The following is a 25,141-nucleotide window of genomic DNA, read 5'->3' on the forward strand; positions in this document are numbered from 1 at the left end:
AAACAAAAATGAAAAAGATAGGAAAAATAACCATAATTCTGTTTGGCATGATGGCTTTTTATAGCTGTACCAATTTGAATGAGATCATTTTAGATGAGTACAATGCCACTACCGTAACTGATAAGCAGGCGGCAGATGGAATTTTAGCTCCTGCATATGCTTTATTGCCTAGTATTTACCAACATACCAACTTGTTCGCTTTAACTGAAATTTCTACAGATGAGGCTATTCTTCCATATCGTGGAGGTACTGACTGGGGTGATAATGGTATCTATTTGTCTCTACACCGTCACCAGACGACTAGTACTGACCCGAACGTAAGAAATACTTGGAACCTGATTTTACAAGGAATTTCTCGCTCAGTAACAGCCATAAATTCCTTAAAGGTAAATAAAGATCCATCGGCGAATTTATACATTGCTGAAGCACGTGGAATGCGCGCATTCTATAACTTATTGATGTTGGATTTATTCGGTATTGCTTTCCAAAAAGAAGATTTAGGTGATGTTTCTACCATTTTGAGAACGGATAAAGCAGTAGATTATATTCGTACAGAATTGTTAGCGATTGAGCCTATTGTAGAAACAACGACTGGGCCAGGACGTATTACTAAAGGGGCAGTTTGGGGTTTATTAGCCAAATTGCACTTGAATGCAGCAGCTTATCGTGATCCTTATGGAGCTACGTTGAATCATACAGCTGCGGATATGGATAAAGTAATCGAATACACTGGAAAGATTATCAGTTCAGGTCAATATGCCTTATCAGCTGATTATTTTGCGATTTTTGGAAATGATAACCATACCAACAAAGAATTGATTTTTGCCATTGATCAGCGTGCAGAATTGAATGGTCATAACCGTATGGCTTATTTCTCTTTAGCCAATGACCAGCGTCCAATACCTGCTTATCCAGCGGCTAACGGTACAGACGGTCCAGCTATTACGCCAGACTTCTATCGTTCATGGGTAAGTGCTTATGGAAATGTAGATCCAGCTGATGCGGATCCTCGTTTTTACAAGAGAAACGTAGACCCTAAAGTGGAATGTGTGGATGGTAATTCATACAACATTGACCGGGGTATTTTAAGAGGTCAACAATATGGATTAGTTTATCAAAGTGGTGCATTTGTGAAATGTCCAGATGGTAAATTTAAGGTTGGTCCTTTGTATAATACACGTGGAAAAGCACCTTATCCTTTAGTTGTTCATACAGAGACGGTGAATTTCACGACTGCTGGTAGTGATTATAGCACGGGTTATCGTGTGGAGAAATATGAGTTCTCTAAGAAGTCATCTTCAGGACGTAACTTCGGTGAGGCTGATATCGTCATTATTCGTTTAGCGGATGCTTATTTAATGCGTGCTGAAGCTAAATTACGTAAGTCAGATGCTACTGGTGCATTAGTTGATGTGAATGCTGTTCGTGCAGCACGTACTAAATCTGCTCCTGCTCTAACTAGCATTGATTTGAATACATTACTTCGTGAGCGTGGATTCGAATTCTATTGGGAGAACCAACGTAGAACAGACTTAATCCGTTTTGGAAAATACGAGGATTCATGGACGGAGAAAAGTAGCACGGACAAAAACATGCGTTTATTCCCTATCCCTCAAACTGCGATCGACGGAGCATCTAACTTAACCGGTTATTTGAAACAGAATCCAGGATATTAAAAATTGGTTTTTCGCTTAACGCTGTCAAGGTTTTAAACCTTGACAGCGTTGGTGAAATTCTTCAAAATTTACCTCTAAACCTATTCAATTATTTGATAAAATGAATAGAGATTTAATTTCTTGAGTGTATTCGTTGATTTAATTATTTATAAAGGGCCTGATTTTAATCAGGCCCTTTTTTTTGTATTTATTCTTGAAAAATCAATATTCTGATTAAATTTGTTTTCTTATCAAATTGATTGAGTAAACGGAATCTATCAAGAACTTATTAACCCATAAAATTATGCTTACAAGAAGAGATGCCATCTCCCAAATAGCTTTGATGTTAGGGGGAGCTATTACAGCTCCAACATTGATGGCTATGGAAGCGAAGCACAGTGGCAAGACAGCCTTGGCTGAAACATTTAGCCTGTCTGATGCGCAAAGGAAAATTGTGGCTGCAGTAGCAGAACACATTATTCCCAAAACGTCTACTCCCGGCGCTATTGATGCTGGTGTTCCCGCATTTATTGAATTAATGTTAAATGATTGCTACAAATTGCCAGAACAAAGAAGCTTCTTAAAAGGAGTTAGCGATTTAGATAAAGCTGGTTTTTTAAGTCAAAATGCAAGCGGTCAAGTTGCCATGTTGAAATTGCTAGAAAGCAATACCAAAGAATTGATGAGTTCTTATCGTTTGAAACAACAAAAAGTAGGGGATAATGTCGATAAAGAAACCTTAGAAGGAAATAATGGAGTACCATTCTGGAGACTAATCAAGGAGTTAACGCTTTTTGGTTATTTCACTTCTGAAAAAGGAATAACATCTTCTTTCGAGTACGTTACCGTTCCTGGCAAATTTGAACCAACCAAATTGAAGCCAGGCCAAAAGGCATATCAATACTAATTTGACCATTTATCATTACTCACATGAATCTTAACATAGATGCAATAAAAAGCCAGACCTTTGACGCTATTGTCGTGGGATCCGGTATATCTGGTGGCTGGGCTGCCAAAGAATTAACAGAAAAAGGTTTAAAAGTAGCCGTTTTAGAGCGTGGTCGTGAAATTAAACACGTAGAAGGTTATGAGACGGCTTTGAAAGACCCTTGGGATTTTCCTCACCGTGGTCGCCCAACCAATATGGCTGCTGAAGAATATTGGGCTGGAATGCGTACCGGTTATACACCGAATGAGGAACACCGTTACTTGTTTGAAAACGATAAACAAAATCCATACATCGAGAAAAAAGGTGGATTTGATTGGATTCGTGCCTACCACACAGGGGGTAAATCCTTACTTTGGGGACGTCAATCCTACCGTTGGAATAAAGAAGATTTTGAAGCCAATGCCAAAGATGGTATTGGAACAGATTGGCCAATCCGTTACGGTGATTTAGCTCCTTGGTATTCTTATGTAGAGAAATTTGCTGGTATTTCAGGTCAAAGAGAAGGATTGGATGTTTTACCCGATTCAGAATTTTTACCTGCCATGGCCATGACTGCTCCAGAAGAGCATTTTAAAAATCAGGTTAATAAGAAATTAGGGCGCCCCATAACCATTGGTCGTGTCGCTCACTTAACTCAGCCGGGTGCTCATCATACGGCATTAGGTAGAGGTGCTTGCCAATACCGTAATAAATGTATGCGTGGATGTCCATATGGTGGATATTTTAGCTCATTGTCAGCGACATTGCCTGCTGCAATGCGTACCAAACGTTTGACCATGATTCATAATGCTATTGTTTCAGAAATCATTTATGATGAGGCAGGTCAAAAAGCAAAAGGCGTTCGTGTGATTGATCAAAACACCATGGCTGTCACGGAATATTTTGCTAAAATCATTTTCGTTAATGCAGGCGCTATTGGCTCTACTTCCATCTTAATGAACTCTAAGTCAAACCGTTTTACCAATGGACTTGGAAATGATAGCGATCAATTAGGTCGTAATATCATGGACCACCATTTGGGCGTAGGTGCTTCTGCCCAGATCGAAGGCTACAATGATGATTATATGTTTGGTAATCGCCCTAACGGTTTATACATTCCTCGTTTCCGTAACTGGGGTAATGATAAGCGTAGCTACATTCGTGGTTTCGGTTATCAAGGAGGTGCTAGTCGTGCTGGTTGGGGACGTGGCACCAGCATGGATGGTTTTGGAGCGGAATTCAAAGAGAGCTTAACTCATCCAGGTACTTGGTCTATTGGTTTTGGAGGTTTTGGAGAAATTCTACCAAATCCAAATAACCGTTTTGTTTTGAGTCAATCACATAAAGATAAGTGGGGATTACCCGTACTAGAATTTGAAGCGGAATTTGGCGAAAATGAAATTAGAATGCGCCAAGATATGATGAATGATGCCGCTGAAATGCTTGAAGCCGCAGGGTTCAAAAACGTCAATGCTTACAATAATTCGAATACACATATCGGTTTAGGTATTCACGAAATGGGTACAGCCCGCATGGGTCGTGATCCTAAATCTTCAGTATTAAATAAGCACAATCAAGTTCATAACGTGAAAAACGTATTTGTGACTGATGGTGCGGCTATGGCTTCTGCTTCCTGCGTGAATCCATCCTTAACTTACATGGCTTTAACGGCACGTGCGGCTGATTTTGCTGTAAGTGAATTGAAGAAACGTAATTTGTAATTCTTTTATTAAAATGAGAAAGGGGCTCATTAGGCCCCTTTTTTTGTACACCAATATTTATTTCAAGGGATATGAATGACGGGTCATTCTGCTGGGATGGGATTGGTTAAGTCTTGAAAAATACATGCAGAATCCCCAATTTATTGTTAATTTTGATACCTTATGGCGGTCTCCCCAACTTATCGATTAAGTATTTTTGATTCCATTGATGACGGCCATCACACGGATTATTTGGCCTATCTAATTCATCAGTTTAGCCAAAAGCCTGAGGTAGAATTATTACTGATTGTGCCCGAAAACTTTATTCAAAGTTTTAAAAATAACCGTCAAGTTTGGGGCTTTGATTTAGGGAATAATATACATTTTCATCCATTAGATTCTTCCACCATTCAGCGACTTCATGGGCAGTCTATTTATAAACGCTCCATGGCCGAGTGGAATTTGTACGTCGACATTAGTGAAGCCTGGGAAGCTAGCCACGGCCTATTGATGTACTTTGATTATTTCCAATTGGGTATGTTGTTAGGCAAAAAAGCCCATTTCCAATTAGGAGGTATCTATTTTAGACCCAATTTCTATTACCGAAAAGCTTCTTGGAAAAGTGCTTTCATTAAGAAATGGATACTACGATTGTCGACTTTTCGCTCTTCCATGAAAGTACTTTTCAGTTTGGATCATAAGGCGGTCAAACATATCCGTCCTTTGCTAGGAAAAACCCAAGTTATGCGCATTTCTGATCCAGTGAGAGCGTATGAAGTAAGTGCTGAGGAGCTGATCGCATTTAAGAATCAATGGCATATTCCTACCAACAAAAAAGTCTGTTTAATTTTTGGCTACTTGGACCCGAGAAAAGGAATTGAAGCATTTTTACAATCGACCCAGCATTTAACTTCGGAGGAACTGAGCCAAATTTGTTTGCTGGTAGCAGGAGCTATTAGTCCAGCCTATCAAGTTCATTTGGAAAAACTATTTCAACAATACCCGAATCTAGAAATTATTTCCATCTTCCAAGAAATAAAAGGCAAGGACATTCAATTATGTTTTGAAGCTGCTGATTTGGTCTTGATGTTATACCAAAATCACGTAGGGATGAGTTCTGTCCTAGTTCGAGCAAGTATTTCAAAAAAAGTAGTGTTGGGGACCCATTATGGCCTACTAGGGAAATTGATTCAAAGTATGCATTTAGGTTTGGTTGTAGATACTCAATCCCCTGTTCAAATAGCCGAACAACTAGAGCAATACCTAAATCTAGGGATTGGATATTCGAAGGAGCAAATGGAAAAAATGGAGCATGAAAACTCCGAGAAGGCATTTGCGGATACCTTATACCAAGGTTTGTTTTTATAAGGCCAAATACTTGATTTCTCCTTTTAGGTTTTTTAATAAGGACTTCGTTCTTTCCGGACGGGCATCTGTGATGAATACCTGCCCAAAATGATCTTCTGCCATCATTTGTACCAATTTTTGAATCCGTCGATCGTCTAGTTTATCAAAAATATCATCCAATAATAAGAGGGGTTTTCTAGGGCGGGCTTGAGCTAATGTGTCAAATTGGGCAAGTTTTAGGGCCACTACAAAACTTTTTTGCTGACCTTGTGAACCAAATTTTTTCAATGGAAATCCATTGATTTCAAAACTAAAATCATCTCGATGAATACCCAAGGTGCTCCTTTGGGCCGCTAAATCTTGAGCTTCTGCTTTTCTTAAAGAGACATCCAATTCCCCTATTGGGAAGGTGCTTTCCATGTTGATATTGACTTGTTCTCGATCATCGGATAATTTGGCATAATGAGCTTGAAAATTGGGCAAATATTTTTTTAGAAAATCCATACGAGCCTGAGCAATGGCTTCACCCAATTGAACCATGGGTTCATGGTAGCTATCTAGCTGTATTCGATCCACCATGCCTCGCTCTGCAAAATGCTTTAACAAGGTATTTCTTTGTTGAACGATGCGATTATAGCGCAATAAATTATCTAAAAAAGCGCGGTCCATTTGAGCCATCATTCCATCAAAAAACCGCCTACGCTCTTCACTCCCCTCTCGAATTAAATCCGTGTCGTAAGGATCCATGAGTACAACTGGGAAATTTCCAATGTGATCTGCCAGTCTTGGATAGGCTTTTTGATCTCGTAGAAAGCTTTTTTTCTGTCCACGCTGGTAAGCACAGGTAATTTGAGTTTCACTGGCCGGAAGCGTGGAAGACTCTTGTTTTTGGTAGACAAAATTACCTTGAATCATAAAAAAATCTTGCCCATGTTGGATACATAAAGGATCCCCAATGCCTCGAGCGCTTTTGGTCATGGAAAGAAAATGGATGGAATCTAAGAGATTTGTTTTTCCAATTCCATTTTCTCCGACAATGCAATTGATGTTTGAGATAAAATCAAATTGAGCTTCCGCATAGGACTTAAATTGTTTGACCTGTAATGATTTAAGGTACATGCGGGCTTAGAAAAGAGGCTTGAATCGTAAAAATAACGAATAATCGTGGATTTTACGGATTGATTTTGGCTAAATCCTCTCATTTTTTGGCAGCTTAATGCTTTTGTTTTAATTTCGTAGCTGATTCGGTCAATGGGTATTTCCCCGTTCGACTAAGCAAATGAATTTTTGAATAATATCATGGCAAAGAAAGAAACAAAAGCTCCTAAGTATTCGAAAGAGACCTATCGTTATTGGTATGAGTCGATGCAATTGCAACGTAAGTTTGAGGAAAAGTGCGGTCAATTGTATGGAATGCAAAAAATCAAAGGCTTTTGCCACTTATATATTGGACAGGAAGCGTGTTCTTCTGGTTCAAAATCGGCTTTAAAAGAAGGAGATAAATACATTACTGCTTACCGAGATCACGGTATCCCTTTGGCTTTAGGTACTTCACCTAATGCGATTATGGCCGAGTTGTATGGTAAAATTACGGGTGCCTCTAAAGGAAAAGGTGGATCCATGCACATCTTTGACAAGCGTGTAGGATTTGTTGGTGGTCATGGAATTGTGGGAGCTCAGATTCCATTGGGTGCTGGATTAGGATTTGCTGAGAAATACAATAAAACAGGAAATTTAGCTGTTTGTTATTTTGGTGATGGTGCGGTTCGTCAAGGATCGTTGCATGAGACCTTTAACATTGCGATGACCTGGAAAATACCAGTGATTTTTGTCGTAGAAAACAATGGCTATGCCATGGGTACTTCGGTCGCTAGAACTTCTAATGTGACTGATTTATATACCATTGGTGAGGCTTACGATATGCCATCGGAGCCAGTTGATGCCATGGATGTGGAGGCAGTTCATGAGGCAGTTTCTCGTGCCGCAGCTAGAGCTCGTGCTGGAGAAGGACCTACTTTCTTAGAATTTAGAACCTACCGTTACCGAGGGCACTCCATGTCGGATCCACAAAAATATCGTTCTAAAGAAGAAGTAGAAGCCTATAAGGATCGTGACCCAATTGAGCAAGTTAAAATGACTATTTTGGAAAATAACATCTTGACTCAAGCTGAATTAGATGAGATTGACGCGAAGATTAAAATTCAAGTACAAGAATCAGTAGAGTTTGCTGAAAATTCACCATTCCCTTCGAAAGAGGAAGCATACAAGGATGTGTATGTTCAGGAAGATTATCCATTCATTGAAGAATAACCATCATTGAGAAATAATGAAAATGCCCGAAAAGATTCGGGCATTTTTTATGAATAATAGGTATTGATTACTATTTATCTGAAATGAGTTTTTCTACGGCCAAAAGTTCATCTCTAAATTTAGCGGCCAATGGGAAGTCCATTTCTTTGGCTGCCTTTTCCATTTCTTTTCGGATACTGTCTCGCTGCTTGACCAAATCGCCTTTCGACATATAAGCCAATAGCGGATCTGCGGCAGCCAGTTTTTCCTCTGGTAGAATCAGGTAATTTTTATTCGGCTTGGCCAGGCGATCAGCAATGGATGTTTGTTCCAAAATCTCATCATGACTGCGCCAAATGGTTTTAGGAGTAATGCCATGTGCTATATTGTACTCCATTTGAATGGCCCTTCTGCGATTGGTTTCTGAAATTGCTTTTTCCATGGAACCAGTCATCCGATCGGCATACATCAATACCTTTCCATTTTCGTTTCTAGCAGCTCTACCAATGGTTTGAATTAAGGAACGAATATCCCGCAAGAATCCTTCTTTATCCGCATCCATGATGGCTACCAAGGATACTTCGGGTAAGTCAAGCCCTTCCCGAAGTAGGTTGACTCCCACCAAAACATCAAATACCCCAAGTCTTAGTTCTCGTAGTATTTCTACACGTTCCAAAGACTTAATTTCTGAGTGAATATATCGACCTTTTACACCTACACGGTCTAGGTATTTGGAAAGTTCCTCGGCCATTCTTTTGGTCAAGGTCGTGATAAGTACCCTTTCCTTTTTCTTGACACGATCATAGATTTCTTCCAATAAATCATCAATTTGATTTTTGGTGGGCCGCACTTCAATCATTGGATCCAAGAGACCAGTTGGTCGGATAATTTGTTCTACGACTACCCCCTCAGACCGACGTAATTCATAATCAGACGGAGTAGCTGAAACAAAAATCGTTTGACCGATAATGTCTTCGAATTCTTGAAAGGTCAGCGGGCGATTATCCATAGCAGAAGGTAATCTAAAACCATATTCCACCAAGGATTCTTTACGGGAGCGGTCGCCACCCCACATGGCTCTTATTTGCGGCATAGTAGCATGGCTTTCATCTACTACCATCATGAAATCATCAGGGAAAAAGTCTAATAAGCAGAATGGCCTTTGACCTGCTTTTCTTTGGTCAAAATACCTAGAATAATTCTCGATACCAGAACAGTAGCCTAGCTCACGCATCATTTCCAGATCAAATTCTGTCCTTTGTTTGATGCGATCAGCCTCTAGAAGTCTACCTTCTGATTCAAAATGTTTGATTTGAGCGACTAAATCGGCTTGTATGAAGGAAATCGCTTGATTTAAAGTCTCTCTGCCCGTAACAAATAAGTTTGCAGGAAATACTGCGACCATTTTTTCCGAAGATATTTTCTTCCCTGTCCAAGGATCTATTCGATGGATTTCTTCGATTTCATCTCCAAAAAAGATGAAGCGATAGCCAAAGTCGGCATATGCCAAAAAGATATCTACCGTATCTCCTTTTACTCGGAAAGTACCTCTTAAAAATTCCCCTTCTGTACGGGCATATAATATTTCTACCAAGCGAAATAGAAACTGATTTCTAGAAATAGTTTCACCCACACCGATTCTCAAAATAGAATTTCGGTATTCATCTGGATTCCCCATACCATAAATACAGGAAACTGAAGCGATGACAATGATATCTCTTCTTCCTGACATAAGGGACGAAGTGGTAGCTAGTCGCAGTTTTTCAATTTCTTGATTAATGGAAAGGTCTTTTTCAATGTAAGTACCTGTAGTGGGAATAAAAGCCTCAGGTTGGTAGTAGTCGTAATAGGAGATAAAATACTCCACCGCATTTTCTGGAAAGAAAGACTTAAACTCTCCGTATAATTGAGCGGCTAATGTTTTATTATGGCTAAGGATAAGCGTCGGCCTATTTATTTGCTGAATGACATTGGCAATCGTAAATGTTTTCCCTGAACCCGTTACACCCAAAAGCGTTTGTGCGGCTTCATTTTTATTTACTCCTTCAACTAATTGTTTTATAGCGGTGGGCTGGTCACCTGTGGGTTGATATGAAGATACTAATTTAAAGTCCATGGGCAGGCAGATAAAATCGAGGCTCAAATTAGGTATTTTGAGCTGATTCTCCTTAATTTAAATTTAAAATAGTCGATGATGCAAAAACGATTTTTTCTAATCTCGGGGCTAGTATTGCTACTCTTTTTGGCATGCAAGCAGGGTTCTGCGGTACCTGAGCCTTTAAATATTCAAAATATAAAGCCAATTCCAGCCAAGGAATATAGTTTTACAGAAAATCCAATTTGGGCAGATGAGTTTAATCAATCCGGCTTGCCAGATGACAAATTTTGGTCTTATGATGTAGGAGGATCCGGTTGGGGAAATAATGAACTTCAATATTATACCAAAGCAGATTTGGATAATGCTCATATAGAGAATGGAGTCTTGACTATTGAGGCTAAAAAGGAAAACTATGAAGGAAAGAATTATACTTCAGCTAGATTAGTCACGAAGGGCAAAAATGACTTTTTATACGGTCGGATTGAGGTTAGGGCAAAATTACCTGCGGGTCGAGGAAATTGGCCAGCCATTTGGACTTTAGCGAGCCAATCGGATTATGGTCAAACCTATTGGCCAGATAATGGAGAGATAGATATCATGGAACATGTAGGTTATGATCCGGGGGTAGTTCATGCCACGGTTCATACTAAAGCATTTAATCACGTGATTAATACACAAAAAGCAGCAACACAGTTGGTTTCGGATTTTGATCAGGCATTCCATGTTTATCGCATCGATTGGACACCGGAGTACATAAAAGCATTTATTGATGGGAAGGAATATTTTTCCTTTCAAAATACTAGAGCAGGATGGGAAGAATGGCCATTTGATAAAAAGCAACATTTGTTGTTAAACATTGCCGTAGGTGGAAATTGGGGAGGCCAAAAAGGAGTGGATGATTCGATTTTTCCTTCCAAGATGTTGATAGATTATGTGCGGGTATATGGATTGAAACCATGATTTTTCCCCAACGCTGGCAAGGTTCCAAACCTTGACAGCGTTAGGGCTAGAACGTTTTTTTTGGCAAAATAATTGCACATTTTTCATCAACTAACTGATAATAAGACATTGTCATTCTTTTAAAGCGTACTAGCTTTGATTGAAATTAATTGTCGAGCAATTTAATTACATATGAGAAAGGTAAATCATAAATTTCTCCTTGGGTTTTGATATGAAAATTTGCGTAAAATTCTGGCTATTGGGTATCTTATTTAGTATTTTTTCATGTCAAATCACCGAAACAGAACCTGAAAACATGAATGAATTTACAGAGAATCCTATCTGGGAGGATAATTTTGATATCGATGGTTTGCCAGATGCAAGTCGTTGGGATTATCAAGTGGGAGGAACTGGTTGGGGAAATAATGAATTACAATATTATACTAATGCAGATATAGATAATGTACGTGTCAATGGAGGCGTGCTGACTATCGAAGCCAGAAAGGAACGGCTTTTTGGGAAAAATTATACATCTACAAGACTTGTGACGCATGATAAGTTAAATTTTCTTTATGGCCGTGTCGTTGTTCGTGCCAAATTACCTGCTGGTAGAGGAACATGGCCAGCCATCTGGATGCTATCATCAGAGAACAAATATGACCCCACTAATATCCCCAATAATGGAGAAATTGATATTATGGAACATGTTGGGTATGATCCTGGTCAAGTTCATTCGGTGATTCATCGATATAATTCTAATAAAGGATTAGTTCCTTATCCTGAATCCATTATTCAAGTACCTGATTTTAATACCGCATTTCATGAATACCGCATGGATTGGACGCCCGAATACATTAAAACATTTTTGGATGGAAAGGAGACTTTGAGTTTTGAAAATTCGGGAAAAGGTTGGCAAGATTGGCCATTTGACCAAAAGATGTATTTACTGCTGAATATTGCTGTTGGTGGGAGTTGGGGAGGTTTGAAGGGAGTAGATGATACGATTTTCCCTGCCAAAATGGAAGTGGATTATGTGCGAATATATGAATACAAACAACGATAATATGAGATACCCAGAAGCTGCAGAGGCGTTTGATAGATTATTATGCATCATGGATGATTTAAGGGAGAAATGTCCTTGGGATCGGAAGCAGACCATGGACACTTTACGTCATTTGACCATTGAGGAAACTTATGAATTGTCGGATGCGATTTTAGATGGAGATCAAACGGAGGTTAAGAAGGAGATTGGGGATCTATTTCTGCATTTGGTTTTTTACAGTAAAATAGGATCTGAAAGCCAAGCTTTTGATGTCAAAGATGTGTTAGACAGCATTGCTGAAAAGTTAATTTCCAGGCATCCGCATATTTATGGAGATGCCAAAGCTGATACCGAGGAGGAAGTGAAAGCTAATTGGGAGACTTTAAAGTTAAAAGAAGGAAATGAGTCTGTTTTGTCGGGTGTGCCAAGTTCATTGCCCGCTTTAGTTAAAGCGATGAGAATTCAGGAAAAAGCAAGAGGAGCTGGTTTTGATTGGGAGGAAAAGGAACAAGTTTGGGCCAAAGTGGAAGAAGAATTAGGGGAGTTTAAAGAAGTATTTGTCGGGAAAGAATTGTCTTTGGGACAAAAAGAGGAGGCAGAAGGTGAGCTGGGTGATTTGATATTTAGTTTGGTCAATTTTGCTAGGTTTATTGACATCAATCCAGAAACAGCCGTTGAGCGAACCAATCGCAAGTTTATTTATCGGTTTCAATATTTGGAAAGGAAAGCAAAAGAAGCGGGGAAAAGCCTATCTGAAATGACACTGGCCGAGATGGATGTGTATTGGGAAGAGGCAAAAAAAAGCAACGCTGTCAAGGTTCTAAACCTTGACAGCGTTAAGCTAACGAATGAGATTCGTTAAATAGTATATCTTATTTATGAGTAAACAGATAAACTGTTTTACTCGCATAAGTTTGCCCTGGATGTAAAACAGTGCTAGGGAAACTTGGGTGATTAGGAGAATCTGGGAAATGCTCAGTTTCTAAACAAAAGCCCATTCTTTTGGTATAACTGACACCATATTTACCACTGTAAGTACCATTTAAAAAGTTACCTGTATAAAATTGCGTGGCTGGTTCTGAAGTGGATAATTCTACACTTCTGCCTGAAACAGGGTCGGAGACTTTACCTACTTTGGCAAAAACACCTGGAGCTTTATCAAATACCACGCAGTGGTCATAACCTCCTCCGCGTTTAATTTGAATATCATCGGCATCTACACGTTCCGAAATAAGGTGTGGCTGTAAAAAATCAAATGCTCCACCTTTTACGTCCAATAGTTCGCCCGTTGGGATTAGGGTTTCATCCACAGCTACCAATTTGTTGGCATTTAATTGAACTTGATGGCCAGTAATATCTCTTTTGGCATTACCTGATAAGTTAAAATAGGTATGATTACTTAAATTAAGTACCGTGGCTTTGTCGGTGGTGGCTTTGTATTCAATCCCCAATTCATTGGCAGGGCTTAAGGTATAAGTAACTTGAACTTGTAAATTACCAGGATAACCTTCCTCTCCGTCTTTTGAAAGGTATGACAAAACCAATTTGGAACCTTTGTCATCGCCTTCGGCTGCTAGGACTTTCCAGACTACTTTATCAAAGCCTACTTTACCGCCATGTAGGTGATTTCCCATGTTTTGGGTGTAGAGTTCATAGTTTTTACCATCTAAGCTGAATTTTCCTTTGGCAATTCGATTTCCATATCTTCCAATGATGGCTCCAAAATAGGGTGAACCTTTTTCATATTCTTGAAGAGTTTCGTAGCCTAGGACAACATCTTCAATTTGATTGTTTTTATCAGGGCATAAAATTTTGGTTATGATTCCACCGTAATTCATGATTTGAACTTCCATGCCGGATGTGTTTTTCAAGGTATAAAGGGTAACAGGTTCTCCGGCTTGTGTTTTACCGAATGGTTTGGATGTAAGGGACATAGGGCCTTTAATAGGTTTTGCGATTAATGAAATGGATAAAATTTGAATACAAAGGAAGGCAATTGATAGCCTAATAGTGTTTTTTTTCATGTTATCATGGTCTTGAGGCTTCTAATTTAAGGAATTCAGTTGAATTTGAAATTATTTTATTTATCTTTGCACCCCGTTAAAAAATTAATTATTAATCTAAATTTCAACGTGTTAGCCCAGCATGTTGATGTACCTAGGGCAAAAATTATGTCTAATAAACAAAAAGATTTCGACTGGGATCAGGTCGATGGTAAAGGTTTCGGTGGTAATTACACTGCTGAGCAAAAGAAACAAATGGAAGCAGCCATTGAGGCTACTTTGAATTCGGTGACTGAAAAGGAAGTGGTGAAAGGTATTGTCGTGAGCAAAACAGACCGTGAAGTTATTGTAAACATTGGATTCAAATCGGACGGTTTGGTATCTGCATCTGAGTTTCGTGATATGCCTGATTTGAAGGCTGGTGACGAAGTAGAAGTATATATTGAAAACCAAGAAGATTCAAATGGCCAATTGATTCTTTCTCGTAAGCTTGCGAAAGTGATGGGAGCTTGGATCAACATTGAGCGTGCTTTAGAAGAAGATACCATTATCAATGGTTTTGTAAAGCGTCGTACCAAAGGTGGTTTGATCGTAGATATTTTTGGAATCGAGGCTTTCTTGCCAGGTTCTCAAATTGATGTTAAGCCTATCCGTGATTTCGACATTTTTGTTGGAAAGAACATGGAGGTTAAAGTGGTTAAGATTAACCATACAAATGACAACGTAGTTGTTTCTCATAAAGTATTGATCGAAAAAGATCTTGAGGAGCAGCGTCAATTAATCTTGAACAACTTAGATAAGGGTCAAGTATTAGAAGGTGTGATCAAAAACATGACTAATTTCGGTGTGTTCATCGACTTAGGTGGTGTAGATGGTTTATTGCACATTACAGATATCTCATGGGGTCGTATCAACCACCCACAAGAGGTGTTGAAATTAGATCAGAAGATCCAAGTTGTTGTATTAGATTTCGACGAAAACAAGAAGCGTATTTCATTAGGTATGAAGCAGTTACAAGCTCATCCTTGGGAAGCATTAGCTACTGATGTTGAAGTTGGTTCTAAAGTAAAAGGTAAAATTGTAAACGTAGCAGATTACGGTGCATTCTTAGAAGTGTTACCAGGTGTTGAAGGTTTAATCCACGTGTCAGAAATGTCATGGTCTCAGCACTTACGTAATCCACAAGATTTCTTGAAAGTAGGCGATGAAATGGAAGCAGTTGTGTTGACATTAGATCGTTCTGAACGCAAGATGTCATTAGGTATCAAACAATTAACGGAAGATCCTTGGACTAAAACTGATTTATTGTCTAAATATGCAGTAGGGACTAAGCACAAAGGAACTGTTCGTAACTTGACTAACTTTGGTTTATTCCTTGAGTTAGAAGAAGGTATCGATGGTCTTGTTCACGTGTCTGACTTATCTTGGACTAAGAAAATCAAACACCCTTCTGAGTTTGTGAAAGTGGGAGATTCATTGGATGTTATCGTAATCGAATTAGATGCTGATAACCGTCGTTTGGCTCTTGGTCACAAACAATTAGAAGAAAACCCTTGGGATACATTTGAAAGTGTATTCACAGTAGGTTCTTCTCACAAAGCTACTATCATCTCTAAAAATGATAAAATGGCTGTGTTAGAATTGCCATACGGTATCGAAGGTTTATCTCCTTTGAAGCAATTGACTAAAGCAGATGAGTCAGTAGCGGAAGTTGGTGAGGCTTTGGATTTCATCGTTACAGAATTCCAAAAAGATGATCGTAAGATCATTCTTTCTCACACGCGTACTTTCACTGCGCCAACTGCAGAGGAAACAGCTGCAGCTGCTAAGCCTGAAAAGAAAAAGGCAGCCGCTAAGTCTTCAGAAAAGACAACAGTGACGGCTGAAAAATCTACGATGGGTGATATCGGAGCTTTATCTGCCTTGAAAGAGCAGATGGAAGGTGCTGAGCGTGCTCAAGCGATCAAAAAATTGGAGAAAAAATCCAAGAAAGCTGAATAAGTAAATTAAGGTTTGCTTGAAGGGGTTTGCGAAAGCAAGCCCCTTTTTTTATGCCGAAGAATTTGATAGTCTAAATCAGTTGATTGATAAATGCATGGAATTAGTAAAATATCAAGAAATAGATTTGTCATTTGAAGTTTTTTTGACAATTTTGCTGGGCTAAATGCAGATTTGTCAACGTTTCAAACGTTGACAAATCTTTGATAATTAATAACCTTTAAAACTAGCAAATACTATGAGTAATCATTCTAGGCGAGATTTTATAAAAAATGCGTCTGTCGCAGCTACCTCGTTTTACATTGTCCCACGCCATGTACTTGGAAAAGGATATCAAGCACCATCCGACAAATTGAACATCATGGGTATTGGTGGAGGAGGAAAAGGATATAGTGATATCATGAACTCCTACAACAAAGGTGCTGAAAACATCGTTGCAGTCGTGGACGTAGATGATCGTCAGGTGGCTAGAATTAAGAAGGACTTACCTAAAGCGAATTTTTATAAAGACTTCCGTACGGCCTTAGATAAAGAAGGTAATAATATAGATGCAGTCATCGTATCTACTCCTGACCATACGCACGCAACGATAGCCATGGAAGCCATGCGCCGTAAGAAGCACGTATATGTTCAGAAGCCTTTGGCACATGATATTTATGAGGCACGTATTATCGCTGAAAAAGCTCGTGAAATGCAAGTGGTTACCCAAATGGGAAATCAAGGTTCCTCAGGTGATGGAGTTAGAACCATGATTGAATGGTTCGACGGAGGTGTTATCGGTAAAGTTCACTCCGTACAAGTTTGGACTAACCGTCCCGTTTGGCCACAAGGAATTAAATACCCATCTGCTGGTTTTGAAGTGCCTAAAGAATTAGATTGGGACCTATGGTTAGGGCCAGCTAAATACCGTGAATATAATCCAGCTTTATTGCCATTTAAATGGAGAGGTTGGTGGGATTATGGTACTGGTGCTTTGGGAGATATGGGCTGCCACTTATTAGATCCTCCTTTTAAAGTATTAGGTATCCGTGATGCCATTGATGTGGAATGTTCCGTAGGATCAGTATTCTTGAATGATTGGGTTCCTGAGTGGATTCCAGAAGGATGTCCACCTTCGTCTATGGTGACTTTACATTATGGTGCTACCAAACGTAATCCTTCTCCTGTAACCTTAACTTGGTATGATGGTGGTTTACGTGCTCCTCATCCAGACGGTATTCCATCAACAGAAACCATCGGTGATCCAGATGGAAGTAATGGTGTCATCTTAATTGGATCTAAAGGTATCATGACTTGTGGAACCTATGGTATGTATCCCAAAGTTTACAAAAACGGCAAGCAAGTGCCAGCGGAAGAACTTCCAAAAGCCAAATTACCTCGCGTAGTAGGTGGCGATGGTGGACATAATACCCAGTGGGTAGAAGCTTGTAAAGCAGGTTTTGGTAAAATGGAAGTTAGCTCTCCATTCGACTATGCTGGCCCATTTACTGAATCTGTTTTGATGGGTAACTTAGCTATTCGCTCTTATATGTTACGCGAAGGCGAAGGCCGTACAGCCAAATACATTGGTCGTCAAAAATTAAATTGGGATGCAACCAACATGCGCATTACCAATTTTGACCCAGCCAATCAATTCGTAAGAAGAGAGTATCGCGCTGGTTGGACGTTATAATAAGTTTTTAATAGGATAATGATGAAAGGACGGGTAAATCCCCGTCCTTTTTTTATTTTTGCCTAGCAAAATTCCACTCTATGAAATTCGATTCCAATTTACCCAAATTAGCTATTTTACAAGAAGTTCAAGCTTACGTAGAGGAGGCGGGATATCGAATCGTAGATCAAGATTTTACCAGACCCTGGGGAGGGTTCTTCGTACTGGATGAAAGCCAAGTGGCAAAATTCGTATCTCAATATTTTCCTCAATTGAGTCTTGATGACATTCAAATTACCCAGAAACTAAGCCCTAAATTTCTAGTAGTTGCCCCACATCAACGCCTCTCTTGGCAATACCACTTTCGCCGGGCAGAAATTTGGACAGTAGTTCATGGACCCATAGGCGTAGCCATATCAAATACGGATGAGCAAGGGGATTATGGGGTGTATGAAGAATCAGATGTTATTGTATTACCCACTGGTCAAAGACACCGACTGATTGGTTTGGATCAATGGGGATTAGTGGCAGAAATTTGGCAACATACCGACTTGGCGAATCCATCCGATGAATCCGATATCGTTCGTTTGCAAGATGATTTTGGTCGGTAAACAGTATGCCGTTCATCATTTATCCAAACCGATAATCTAAAAATAGTACAAAAAACTTTGTAGCATTCAAAAGTTTCCTTAGTTTTGTGCTCTCGATTTTAATTAAAATTACGAGCATGAAATGTAGAATACTTGAAAAGGGGACAGAATTATACTTCAGATACGGGGTTAGATCCGTAACGATGGATACGATTGCTTCAGAATTGGGCATTTCTAAAAAAACGATTTATCAACATTTTCCTGATAAAGACGCCATGGTGTACCAGGTATTGGAGTCATTCATTCAAAATGACTTTTGTAAATGGGAAGAGTTGAATAAAAGCTCCAAGGATGTCATTCATAAAACCTTGCAATCCTTGGAAATCATGAAGACCACTTTATCTGAAATGAACCCTCGCTTATTGTTTGAAGTGAAGAAGTATTTTCCCAAAGCTTATGAATTGTTTACGAAGTACAAGGAAGATTGCATCATGAATAGCCTCAAGGTTGATTTGAAAACGGGGATCGAACAAGGCTATTTTCGTCCTGAAATTGAAGTGGATTTAATTGCTCGTCTTCGTATGGGAGAAGTGGATTTGTCTTTTGACCCAAACTTTTACACGCATAGTAAACTTTCTTTTTTTGATACACAACAAATTTTATTGGATCATTTTATGCGAGGTATTCTCACAGAAAAGGGTCTCTCTCTCTATTTATCTTACCAAAATAACAACTAACATGATTCGCCAAAAACTCTATTTTATCGGGCTATTTTGTTTCTTGTCATTGACGGGGATGGCTCAAAATTTCAGTCTTAAAGAGGCTGTTGACTATGCTATCATCCACCATGTACAAGTGAAAAATAGCCAATTGGATTTGCAAAATGCGAGTGCAAAAATTAATGAAATTAAAGCTATCGGTTTGCCTCAAGTGAATGCAGGGGTTACATATACCAATAACTTAATCATTCAAAGGATGTTCATTCCTGCCAAAACCTTTAATCCAAACGCTGCTGAAGGTGAAATCATTGCAGCAGAATTTGGAGTGAAGAATTCAGGTATGGCGAATATCGGATTAAGCCAATTGGTTTTTGATGGGACCTATCTTCTAGGCTTAAAAGCATCGGAAGTATATAAAGAATTGTCGACCAAGAGCCTAGTACAATCCAAACAACAAGTAGCGGAAGGTGTGATGAAAGCCTATTACGGTATTTTGGTAAATCAAAAGCGTTTGCAGATTTTACAAGCCAATGTGGGCCGTTTGGATTCTTTATTAAAAGAGACCAGAGCGCTAAATAAACAAGGCTTTGTTGAGAGAATTGATGTTCAACGTTTGGAAGTACAATCCAATAACTTAAAAACGGAATTGGACAATGTAATCCGTATTCAAGATTTGGGATATTCTCTGTTGAAATTCCAAATGGGCTATCCCATGGAAGAGCCGATTCGTTTGTCGCTAACCTTAGAACAAGTAGATTTGAAGTTTAACTCAATCGATGAAAACTTGCCATTTAATTATGGTAACCGCATTGAATATTCCATTTTAAAAACACAAGAAGGATTAGCTGAATTAGATGTGCGTAGTCAAAAAGCTGGTTATTTACCAAGATTGTTGTTCAATTTGAACTATGGCTTTACAAACGGTCGCAAAACATTTGGTGATTTAATTAGCCAATCTTGGTTTGATAATTCTACCTTAGGTTTTACGCTTCAGATCCCCATTTTTGATGGTTTCTCCAAGAAATACAAAACCATTCAATCGCAAAATAATCTTCAAAAGGTTCGCCAAAGCTATGATTTAGTGAAGTCTTCCATTGATTTACAGCGGAGCCAGTCCTTGATTACCTTGAAAAATTCTTTGGAATCTCTGAAGGAACAAAAAGCAAATTTGGATTTGGCAAATGAAATTTCTCGCGTGACTCGCGTGAAATACCAACAAGGAGTGGGTTCCAATCTCGAAGTATTGAATGCTGAAACTTCAATCAAAGAATCTCAAGCCAACTACTTTACCTCCCTTTACAATGCCTTGATTGCTAAGGTAGAATTAGAAAAGGCCAACGGTACATTATATTCAGAATAACACGATTTTAACAAATATCATATGAAAAATCTAAGCATTTTAGTAGCCGCCGTATTACTTGTAGCATCTTGCTCCAAGTCAGTAGATAAAAAACAAGAGTTAGCTGATTTGAAAAAGCAAGCTCAAGAAATTAATGCTCAAATCGTTGCCATAGAAAAGGAGATTGGCAAGGAGAATCCAAAAACCGCAGAAAAAGTAGTGGCCGTAGGAGTAAGCCCCATTCAAGCTCAAACCTTCAATCACTTTGTAGAAGCACAGGGCTCTGTATTGGCAGAAAATACCGTTTTAGTAAGCCCTCAAACAGCTGGAGCTATCCTTACTTTGCCTGTAGTGGCTGGTCAAACCATCAAAAAAGGACAATTGATTGCCACATTGGACAACAATATTTTGAAAGAATCGATGGAAGAAGTAAGACATCAATTGACTTTAGCCAAAATTCTTTTTGACAAACAAAAGTCACTGTGGGATCAACAAATTGGAACAGAAGTACAGTATTTGAGTGCTAAGTCGAATAAGGAATCTTTGGAAAAACGCTTAGTTACTTTACAGGCTCAATTGGCCATGTCGAAAGTAATTGCACCTATTTCTGGAACCATTGAAATCGTGCGTCAAAAGGCAGGTGAAATGGCATCTCCAGGTTTACCCATCGTTCAGATTGTAAATTTAGGCAACTTGAAAGTAGCAGCTAAAATTTCTGATACCTATGTGGGATCGGTAAAAGTGGGTGACCCTATCGTGATTAAATTTCCGGATATTAATAAAGAAGTTAAAGCTCGTATAACCTTGGTTTCACAATTGGTAAATCCCTTGTCTCGTACTTTTGATATCGAAGCTCGTATTCCCAATGTAGGAAATGAGTTGAAGCCAAATCAATTAGCCGTGATCAACATTAATGATGTTTCTAAAGCGAACGCCATTGTATTGGATGAAAATTTAATCCAAAAAACAGAAAAAGGAAACTTGATTTACGTGGCTGTTGATGAAGCTGGTAAGAAAGTAGCCCGTGCTCGTCAAGTGTCGATTGGCTTATCTTATAATGGTCAAGCTGAAATCACTTCTGGTATCAAGGCAGGTGATCAAATCATCACCCAAGGGTACCAAGATTTAGTTGACGGTCAAGCCATTTCATTCTAATCTGAAAGAATCCACATCATGGAAAAAAATATAAAAAACGAGCAACTGCCCGAAGGAAAAGGACTAATCTATAATATGATAGAATGGTTAGGGCATAATCGTACGACCATTTACATCTTTACCTTCATCATTTTTGTGGCAGGTATAGGTATCTACAAACAATTGCCTAAAGAGCAATTCCCAGATATTGTAGTTCCGCAAATGGTGGTACAAACGGTATATGCAGGGACCACTCCTACAGACATTGAAAACGTGATCAATAAGCCCATTGAAAAGCAATTAAAAGCAGTCACTGGGGTTAAAAGTGTTAAATCAAATGCTTTGCAGGATGTATCTGTAATCATCATTGAGTTCAATACCGATGTATCTGTACCTGTGGCTAAACAACGTGTGCAAGATGCTGTGGATAAGTCCATAGCAGATTTGCCTAAAGATTTGACTAGACAACCCTCTGTGGCTGAGGTGAATTTTTCGGAATTTCCTATCATGAACATCAACATTGCGGGAGATTATCCTTTGGATAAACTGAAAAAATATGCCGAAGATTTGCAAGATGAAATTGAAGGAATGCCTGAAATTAATCGTGTGGATATCATTGGTGCCTTAAAGCGTGAGATTCAAATCAATTTGGATTTGGCCAAAATGCAGAGCTACGGTTTGACTTTCTACGATATACAATCCGTTGTACAAGGAGAAAATGTGAATATTTCGGGAGGAGAGCTTCCTGTCAATGGAGTAAGACGTTCTTTGCGAGTAACTGGAGAGTTCAAAAGCATGGAGCAGTTGTCCAACATCATCATTCGTTCAAGTACTGGTGCTGTCGTTCGTTTAAAAGATGTAGCTGATGTACAAGATAGTTTTGAAGAGAAGCAAGATTTTGCACGTTTAAATAATAAGTCAGTAATTACCTTAAACGTGATCAAACGGGCTGGAGCTAACTTAATTGATGCTGCTGATCGTATTGAAACAACCATTGAAGAGTATAAAGAAACACGTTTTCCTAGTGGTTTAACCGTCTCTATTACGGCAGATCAGTCTGAAAGAACTCGTGGAGATATTGCGGATTTGATCAATACGGTAATCTTGGGTTTCGTTTTCGTCGTAATCGTATTGATGTTCTTTATGGGTGTGCGTGATGCTGCTTTTGTGGGATTATCAGTACCATTATCTGCCTTATTGACATTCTTGTTCATGCCGGGCTTTGATTTCACCCTGAATACCATTGTGCTTTTTGCTTTCTTATTGAGCTTAGGTATTGTAGTGGATGATGCCATTGTGGTGATTGAGAATGCTCACCGTTTGTTCAATAATTTCAAAAAATTGAGCATTGTGGAGGCGGTAAAATTGGCAGCTTCTGAAGTTTTTGTACCAGTATTATCGGGAACATTAACCACGATTTCACCTTTCTTGCCATTATTATTCTGGCCGGGTATTGTGGGTGAATTCATGAAATTCTTGCCGATTACGTTGATCATTACCTTGTTTGCTTCCTTATTTGTGGCCTATGTGATGAATCCTGTATTTGCCATGTCATTCATGAAGCGTCATGATGAAGAGATGAATGATGTGAAGAATCCTAAATTTTCGGACATCCGCAAGACAGTATTTATCCTACTGAGTCTTACACTAGGGGGCTATGTTTTAGGCTTCCAATTGGGCCATTTTGGATTTGGGAATTTCTTCTTATTTGCAGTAATTATTTATGTATTCAATCACTTTGTAGTAACACCGAAATGGATTGTGCCATTTCAGGAAAAAACACTTCCTGCCTTCAAAAATGCGTACCGTCGAATAATTTCTTGGGTCTTGGAAGGGTCTAGGCCAATTTATGCTGTATTAGCCTCTTTCGGTCTGTTGGTATTCTCCTTCATGTTATTTAGTATCGTGAAACCAAAGGTGATTTTCTTCCCTTCTGGTGACCCAGATTATGTCTATATCTATGCAAAAATGCCGATTGGGACGGATGCTGTAGTGACAGATTCCATGACCAAAGTCATCGAAGGACGTGTATTTACTTTTTTGAAGAAAGAGCAAGCGATGAAAATCGTCAATTCCGTGATTTCCAATGTGGGTAAAAATGCGGGAGACCCAATGAATCCAGATCGTAGTGCTACTCCTCATAAAAGTAAAGTGACGATCGCGTTTGAGAAAGTTCAAATGCGCGGGGGCTTGTCGACACAAGATTTATTGACCAAACTTCAAAACTCGTTCAAGACAAATCCAATTCCTGGAGTGGAAATGGCGATTGAGCGTGAAAGAAATGGTCCTCCTACTGGTAAGCCTATTTCCATTGAGATTTCCGGTGATGACTTTGGGGTATTGTTGGATTTAGAGAAAAAAGTGCTGAATACGATTCAAAAAGCAGGTATCCAAGGTATCCAGGAATTGAAGTCGGATTTGGTAACCAATAAGCCTGAAATTATTGTGGATGTGAACCGCGAGAAAGCTAGTAGGGAGGGGATTTCATCTGCTCAAGTGGCTTTGGCTATCCGTGGAGCTTTGTTCGGTGTTGAAATTTCTAAATACCGTGATGTGAAAGATGAGTACCCTATTCAATTGCGATTGAAAGGGAACTCGAGAAATCAAATTGAAAAATTACTTTCCATGAACATCACTTACCGTGATATGAATTCTGGAGGATTGTTGCGCCAAGTACCTTTGAGCTCGGTAGCGGATATTCGTTATGCTTCTTCGTTTAGTCAGATCAATCGTAAAAACCAAGAGCGAGTAGTAACCTTGGGTTCAGATGTGATTGAAGGTTACAATGCCAATGAGATTGTGGCTGAATTAAACGGTTTATTTGAAACCATGGAATTACCTCAAGGCTATAAGATTACAATGGGAGGGGAGCAAGAGCAACAGCAAGAAACAGGTGCATTCTTAGGAATTGCCTTTATCTCTGCCTTGATTTTGATTTACTTAATCTTGGTGACTCAATTTAACTCAGCAGTGAAACCACTTATTATTTTCGCTACTATTTTACTTTCCTTAGTAGGGGTTATTTTAGGGTTCTTAGCTTTTGGTATGACTTTCTCTGTATTGATGTCGGGAGTTGGTGTGATAGCCTTAGCAGGTATCGTTGTGAAAAACGGTATTCTTTTGATTGAGTTTATCGAGGAATTACGATTTAAACGAGGATATGATTTGAAAGAAGCCATCATTGAAGGAGGAGGAATTCGTTTAACTCCGGTATTATTGACAGCATCAGCTGCGGTTTTAGGTTTGATACCTTTGGCCTTAGGTTTAAGTATCGACTTTGCTGCGATGTTTACGGAATTGAATCCTCATATATTCTTTGGATCGGATTCAGCTGTATTCTGGGGAATTTTAGCTTGGACTATTATTTTCGGTTTGACTTTCTCCACGGCATTAACATTGATTATCGTACCATGTATGTATTTCTTGTCGGAACGTATCAAACAAAAATTCCGTAAAACAGCGTAAAACTATTTATTGTAAACAACTATTTTGGGGATTAATAGAAAGACCTCGGACATTGTTCGAGGTCTTTTTGTTTCTTTTATAGGTGAATTTTAGACGCATTCCTCCTCGTGTAAATGGGCCAATGATACCTATTTTATTATCAATTTCTTGGACAATATATTTGAATTTTCAATCGTTAAAACGCAACGCTGTCAAGGTTTTGAACCTTGACAGCGTTAAGGCTAGATACACCCACATAAATAAT

18 protein-coding genes are annotated in these 25,141 nt (G+C 39.0%); 15 read left to right on the forward strand and 3 right to left on the reverse strand.

Annotated elements, in window-relative coordinates; all coding sequences use genetic code 11:
* Positions 1-8 precede the first annotated feature (8 nt).
* The 4 genes from U0R11_RS12515 (at position 9) to U0R11_RS12530 (ending at position 5,651) form a co-directional block, all read left to right on the forward strand.
* Entirely contained in the window at positions 9-1,676 is a 1,668-nt protein-coding gene (locus tag U0R11_RS12515) for a RagB/SusD family nutrient uptake outer membrane protein (protein WP_406752026.1), read from the forward strand.
* 283 nt (positions 1,677-1,959) lie between these two features.
* The gene (locus U0R11_RS12520; RefSeq protein WP_406752028.1) at positions 1,960-2,562 is read left to right on the forward strand and encodes a gluconate 2-dehydrogenase subunit 3 family protein; all 603 of its coding nucleotides are present in this window, start codon (positions 1,960-1,962) and stop codon (positions 2,560-2,562) included.
* Between the two features lie 23 nt (positions 2,563-2,585).
* Complete coding sequence (locus tag U0R11_RS12525; protein ID WP_406752029.1) at positions 2,586-4,304, forward strand: GMC oxidoreductase; 1,719 nt, start codon at positions 2,586-2,588, stop codon at positions 4,302-4,304.
* A gap of 162 nt (positions 4,305-4,466) precedes the next feature.
* Entirely contained in the window at positions 4,467-5,651 is a 1,185-nt protein-coding gene (locus U0R11_RS12530) for a glycosyltransferase (protein ID WP_406752031.1), read from the forward strand.
* Here U0R11_RS12530 and recF read toward each other — a convergent pair.
* Positions 5,646-6,749, reverse strand: coding sequence for a DNA replication/repair protein RecF (gene recF, locus U0R11_RS12535; protein ID WP_406752033.1), 1,104 nt, complete (start codon positions 6,747-6,749; stop codon positions 5,646-5,648). The genes U0R11_RS12530 and recF overlap by 6 nt on opposite strands.
* 180 nt (positions 6,750-6,929) lie before the next feature.
* Between recF and pdhA the strand changes: the two genes are divergently transcribed.
* On the forward strand, positions 6,930-7,940 hold the full coding sequence (gene pdhA / locus U0R11_RS12540; RefSeq protein ID WP_406752035.1) for a pyruvate dehydrogenase (acetyl-transferring) E1 component subunit alpha: 1,011 nt from the start codon (positions 6,930-6,932) through the stop codon (positions 7,938-7,940).
* Between the two features lie 70 nt (positions 7,941-8,010).
* Here pdhA and uvrB read toward each other — a convergent pair whose 3' ends face one another.
* A complete protein-coding gene (gene uvrB / locus U0R11_RS12545; RefSeq protein ID WP_406752037.1) occupies positions 8,011-10,035 on the reverse strand; it encodes an excinuclease ABC subunit UvrB in 2,025 nt (674 codons plus the stop codon).
* 78 nt (positions 10,036-10,113) lie between these two features.
* On the opposite strand from uvrB, the gene U0R11_RS12550 reads away from it, so the two are divergent.
* The 3 genes from U0R11_RS12550 to mazG all read left to right on the forward strand — a co-directional run bounded on the left by U0R11_RS12550 (position 10,114) and on the right by mazG (position 12,860).
* Positions 10,114-10,977 carry a glycoside hydrolase family 16 protein gene (locus U0R11_RS12550; protein ID WP_406752039.1) on the forward strand — a complete coding sequence of 288 codons (864 nt, stop codon included), beginning with the start codon at positions 10,114-10,116 and terminating at the stop codon, positions 10,975-10,977.
* Between the two features lie 295 nt (positions 10,978-11,272).
* Entirely contained in the window at positions 11,273-12,019 is a 747-nt protein-coding gene (locus tag U0R11_RS12555; protein ID WP_205753126.1) for a glycoside hydrolase family 16 protein, read from the forward strand.
* Between the two features lies 1 nt (position 12,020).
* Entirely contained in the window at positions 12,021-12,860 is an 840-nt protein-coding gene (gene mazG, locus U0R11_RS12560; RefSeq protein ID WP_406752041.1) for a nucleoside triphosphate pyrophosphohydrolase, read from the forward strand.
* A gap of 10 nt (positions 12,861-12,870) precedes the next feature.
* Here the strand turns inward: mazG and U0R11_RS12565 are convergent, their stop codons facing one another.
* A complete protein-coding gene (locus U0R11_RS12565; protein ID WP_406752043.1) occupies positions 12,871-13,932 on the reverse strand; it encodes an aldose epimerase family protein in 1,062 nt (353 codons plus the stop codon).
* Between the two features lie 237 nt (positions 13,933-14,169).
* On the opposite strand from U0R11_RS12565, the gene rpsA reads away from it, so the two are divergent.
* The 7 genes from rpsA (at position 14,170) to U0R11_RS12600 (ending at position 24,897) form a co-directional block, all read left to right on the forward strand.
* Positions 14,170-16,002, forward strand: a complete 1,833-nt coding sequence (gene rpsA, locus U0R11_RS12570; protein WP_406752045.1) for a 30S ribosomal protein S1 — start codon at positions 14,170-14,172, stop codon at positions 16,000-16,002.
* 235 nt (positions 16,003-16,237) lie between these two features.
* Complete coding sequence (locus tag U0R11_RS12575) at positions 16,238-17,671, forward strand: Gfo/Idh/MocA family protein (protein ID WP_406752046.1); 1,434 nt, start codon at positions 16,238-16,240, stop codon at positions 17,669-17,671.
* 80 nt (positions 17,672-17,751) lie between these two features.
* On the forward strand, positions 17,752-18,261 hold the full coding sequence (locus tag U0R11_RS12580) for a cupin domain-containing protein (RefSeq protein WP_406752048.1): 510 nt from the start codon (positions 17,752-17,754) through the stop codon (positions 18,259-18,261).
* A gap of 116 nt (positions 18,262-18,377) precedes the next feature.
* Positions 18,378-18,977, forward strand: coding sequence for a TetR/AcrR family transcriptional regulator (locus U0R11_RS12585; protein ID WP_275612634.1), 600 nt, complete (start codon positions 18,378-18,380; stop codon positions 18,975-18,977).
* Between the two features lies 1 nt (position 18,978).
* Positions 18,979-20,319 carry a TolC family protein gene (locus U0R11_RS12590; protein ID WP_406752050.1) on the forward strand — a complete coding sequence of 447 codons (1,341 nt, stop codon included), beginning with the start codon at positions 18,979-18,981 and terminating at the stop codon, positions 20,317-20,319.
* A 21-nt stretch (positions 20,320-20,340) separates the two neighbouring features.
* Positions 20,341-21,453, forward strand: coding sequence for an efflux RND transporter periplasmic adaptor subunit (locus tag U0R11_RS12595; protein ID WP_406752052.1), 1,113 nt, complete (start codon positions 20,341-20,343; stop codon positions 21,451-21,453).
* A 75-nt stretch (positions 21,454-21,528) separates the two neighbouring features.
* Positions 21,529-24,897: an efflux RND transporter permease subunit gene (locus tag U0R11_RS12600; protein ID WP_406752198.1), complete on the forward strand. Its 3,369-nt coding sequence runs from the start codon at positions 21,529-21,531 to the stop codon at positions 24,895-24,897.
* Positions 24,898-25,141 lie beyond the last annotated feature (244 nt).

The sequence above is a fragment of the Aquirufa salirivi genome (genome assembly GCF_045310485.1).
GTDB classification, from domain to species: Bacteria; Bacteroidota; Bacteroidia; order Cytophagales; family Spirosomataceae; genus Aquirufa; species Aquirufa salirivi.

Coding starts and splice junctions, on each gene's coding strand:
- U0R11_RS12595 (WP_406752052.1), top strand. CDS start 20,341: ATGAAAAATCTAAGCATTTTAGTAGCCGCCGTATTACTTGTAGCATCT.
- recF (WP_406752033.1), bottom strand. CDS start 6,749: ATGTACCTTAAATCATTACAGGTCAAACAATTTAAGTCCTATGCGGAA.
- U0R11_RS12575 (WP_406752046.1), top strand. CDS start 16,238: ATGAGTAATCATTCTAGGCGAGATTTTATAAAAAATGCGTCTGTCGCA.
- U0R11_RS12515 (WP_406752026.1), top strand. CDS start 9: ATGAAAAAGATAGGAAAAATAACCATAATTCTGTTTGGCATGATGGCT.
- U0R11_RS12590 (WP_406752050.1), top strand. CDS start 18,979: ATGATTCGCCAAAAACTCTATTTTATCGGGCTATTTTGTTTCTTGTCA.
- mazG (WP_406752041.1), top strand. CDS start 12,021: ATGAGATACCCAGAAGCTGCAGAGGCGTTTGATAGATTATTATGCATC.
- U0R11_RS12565 (WP_406752043.1), bottom strand. CDS start 13,932: ATGTCCCTTACATCCAAACCATTCGGTAAAACACAAGCCGGAGAACCT.
- U0R11_RS12520 (WP_406752028.1), top strand. CDS start 1,960: ATGCTTACAAGAAGAGATGCCATCTCCCAAATAGCTTTGATGTTAGGG.
- U0R11_RS12550 (WP_406752039.1), top strand. CDS start 10,114: ATGCAAAAACGATTTTTTCTAATCTCGGGGCTAGTATTGCTACTCTTT.
- U0R11_RS12600 (WP_406752198.1), top strand. CDS start 21,529: ATGATAGAATGGTTAGGGCATAATCGTACGACCATTTACATCTTTACC.
- U0R11_RS12585 (WP_275612634.1), top strand. CDS start 18,378: ATGAAATGTAGAATACTTGAAAAGGGGACAGAATTATACTTCAGATAC.
- rpsA (WP_406752045.1), top strand. CDS start 14,170: ATGTCTAATAAACAAAAAGATTTCGACTGGGATCAGGTCGATGGTAAA.
- uvrB (WP_406752037.1), bottom strand. CDS start 10,035: ATGGACTTTAAATTAGTATCTTCATATCAACCCACAGGTGACCAGCCC.
- U0R11_RS12530 (WP_406752031.1), top strand. CDS start 4,467: ATGGCGGTCTCCCCAACTTATCGATTAAGTATTTTTGATTCCATTGAT.
- pdhA (WP_406752035.1), top strand. CDS start 6,930: ATGGCAAAGAAAGAAACAAAAGCTCCTAAGTATTCGAAAGAGACCTAT.
- U0R11_RS12580 (WP_406752048.1), top strand. CDS start 17,752: ATGAAATTCGATTCCAATTTACCCAAATTAGCTATTTTACAAGAAGTT.
- U0R11_RS12525 (WP_406752029.1), top strand. CDS start 2,586: ATGAATCTTAACATAGATGCAATAAAAAGCCAGACCTTTGACGCTATT.
- U0R11_RS12555 (WP_205753126.1), top strand. CDS start 11,273: ATGAATGAATTTACAGAGAATCCTATCTGGGAGGATAATTTTGATATC.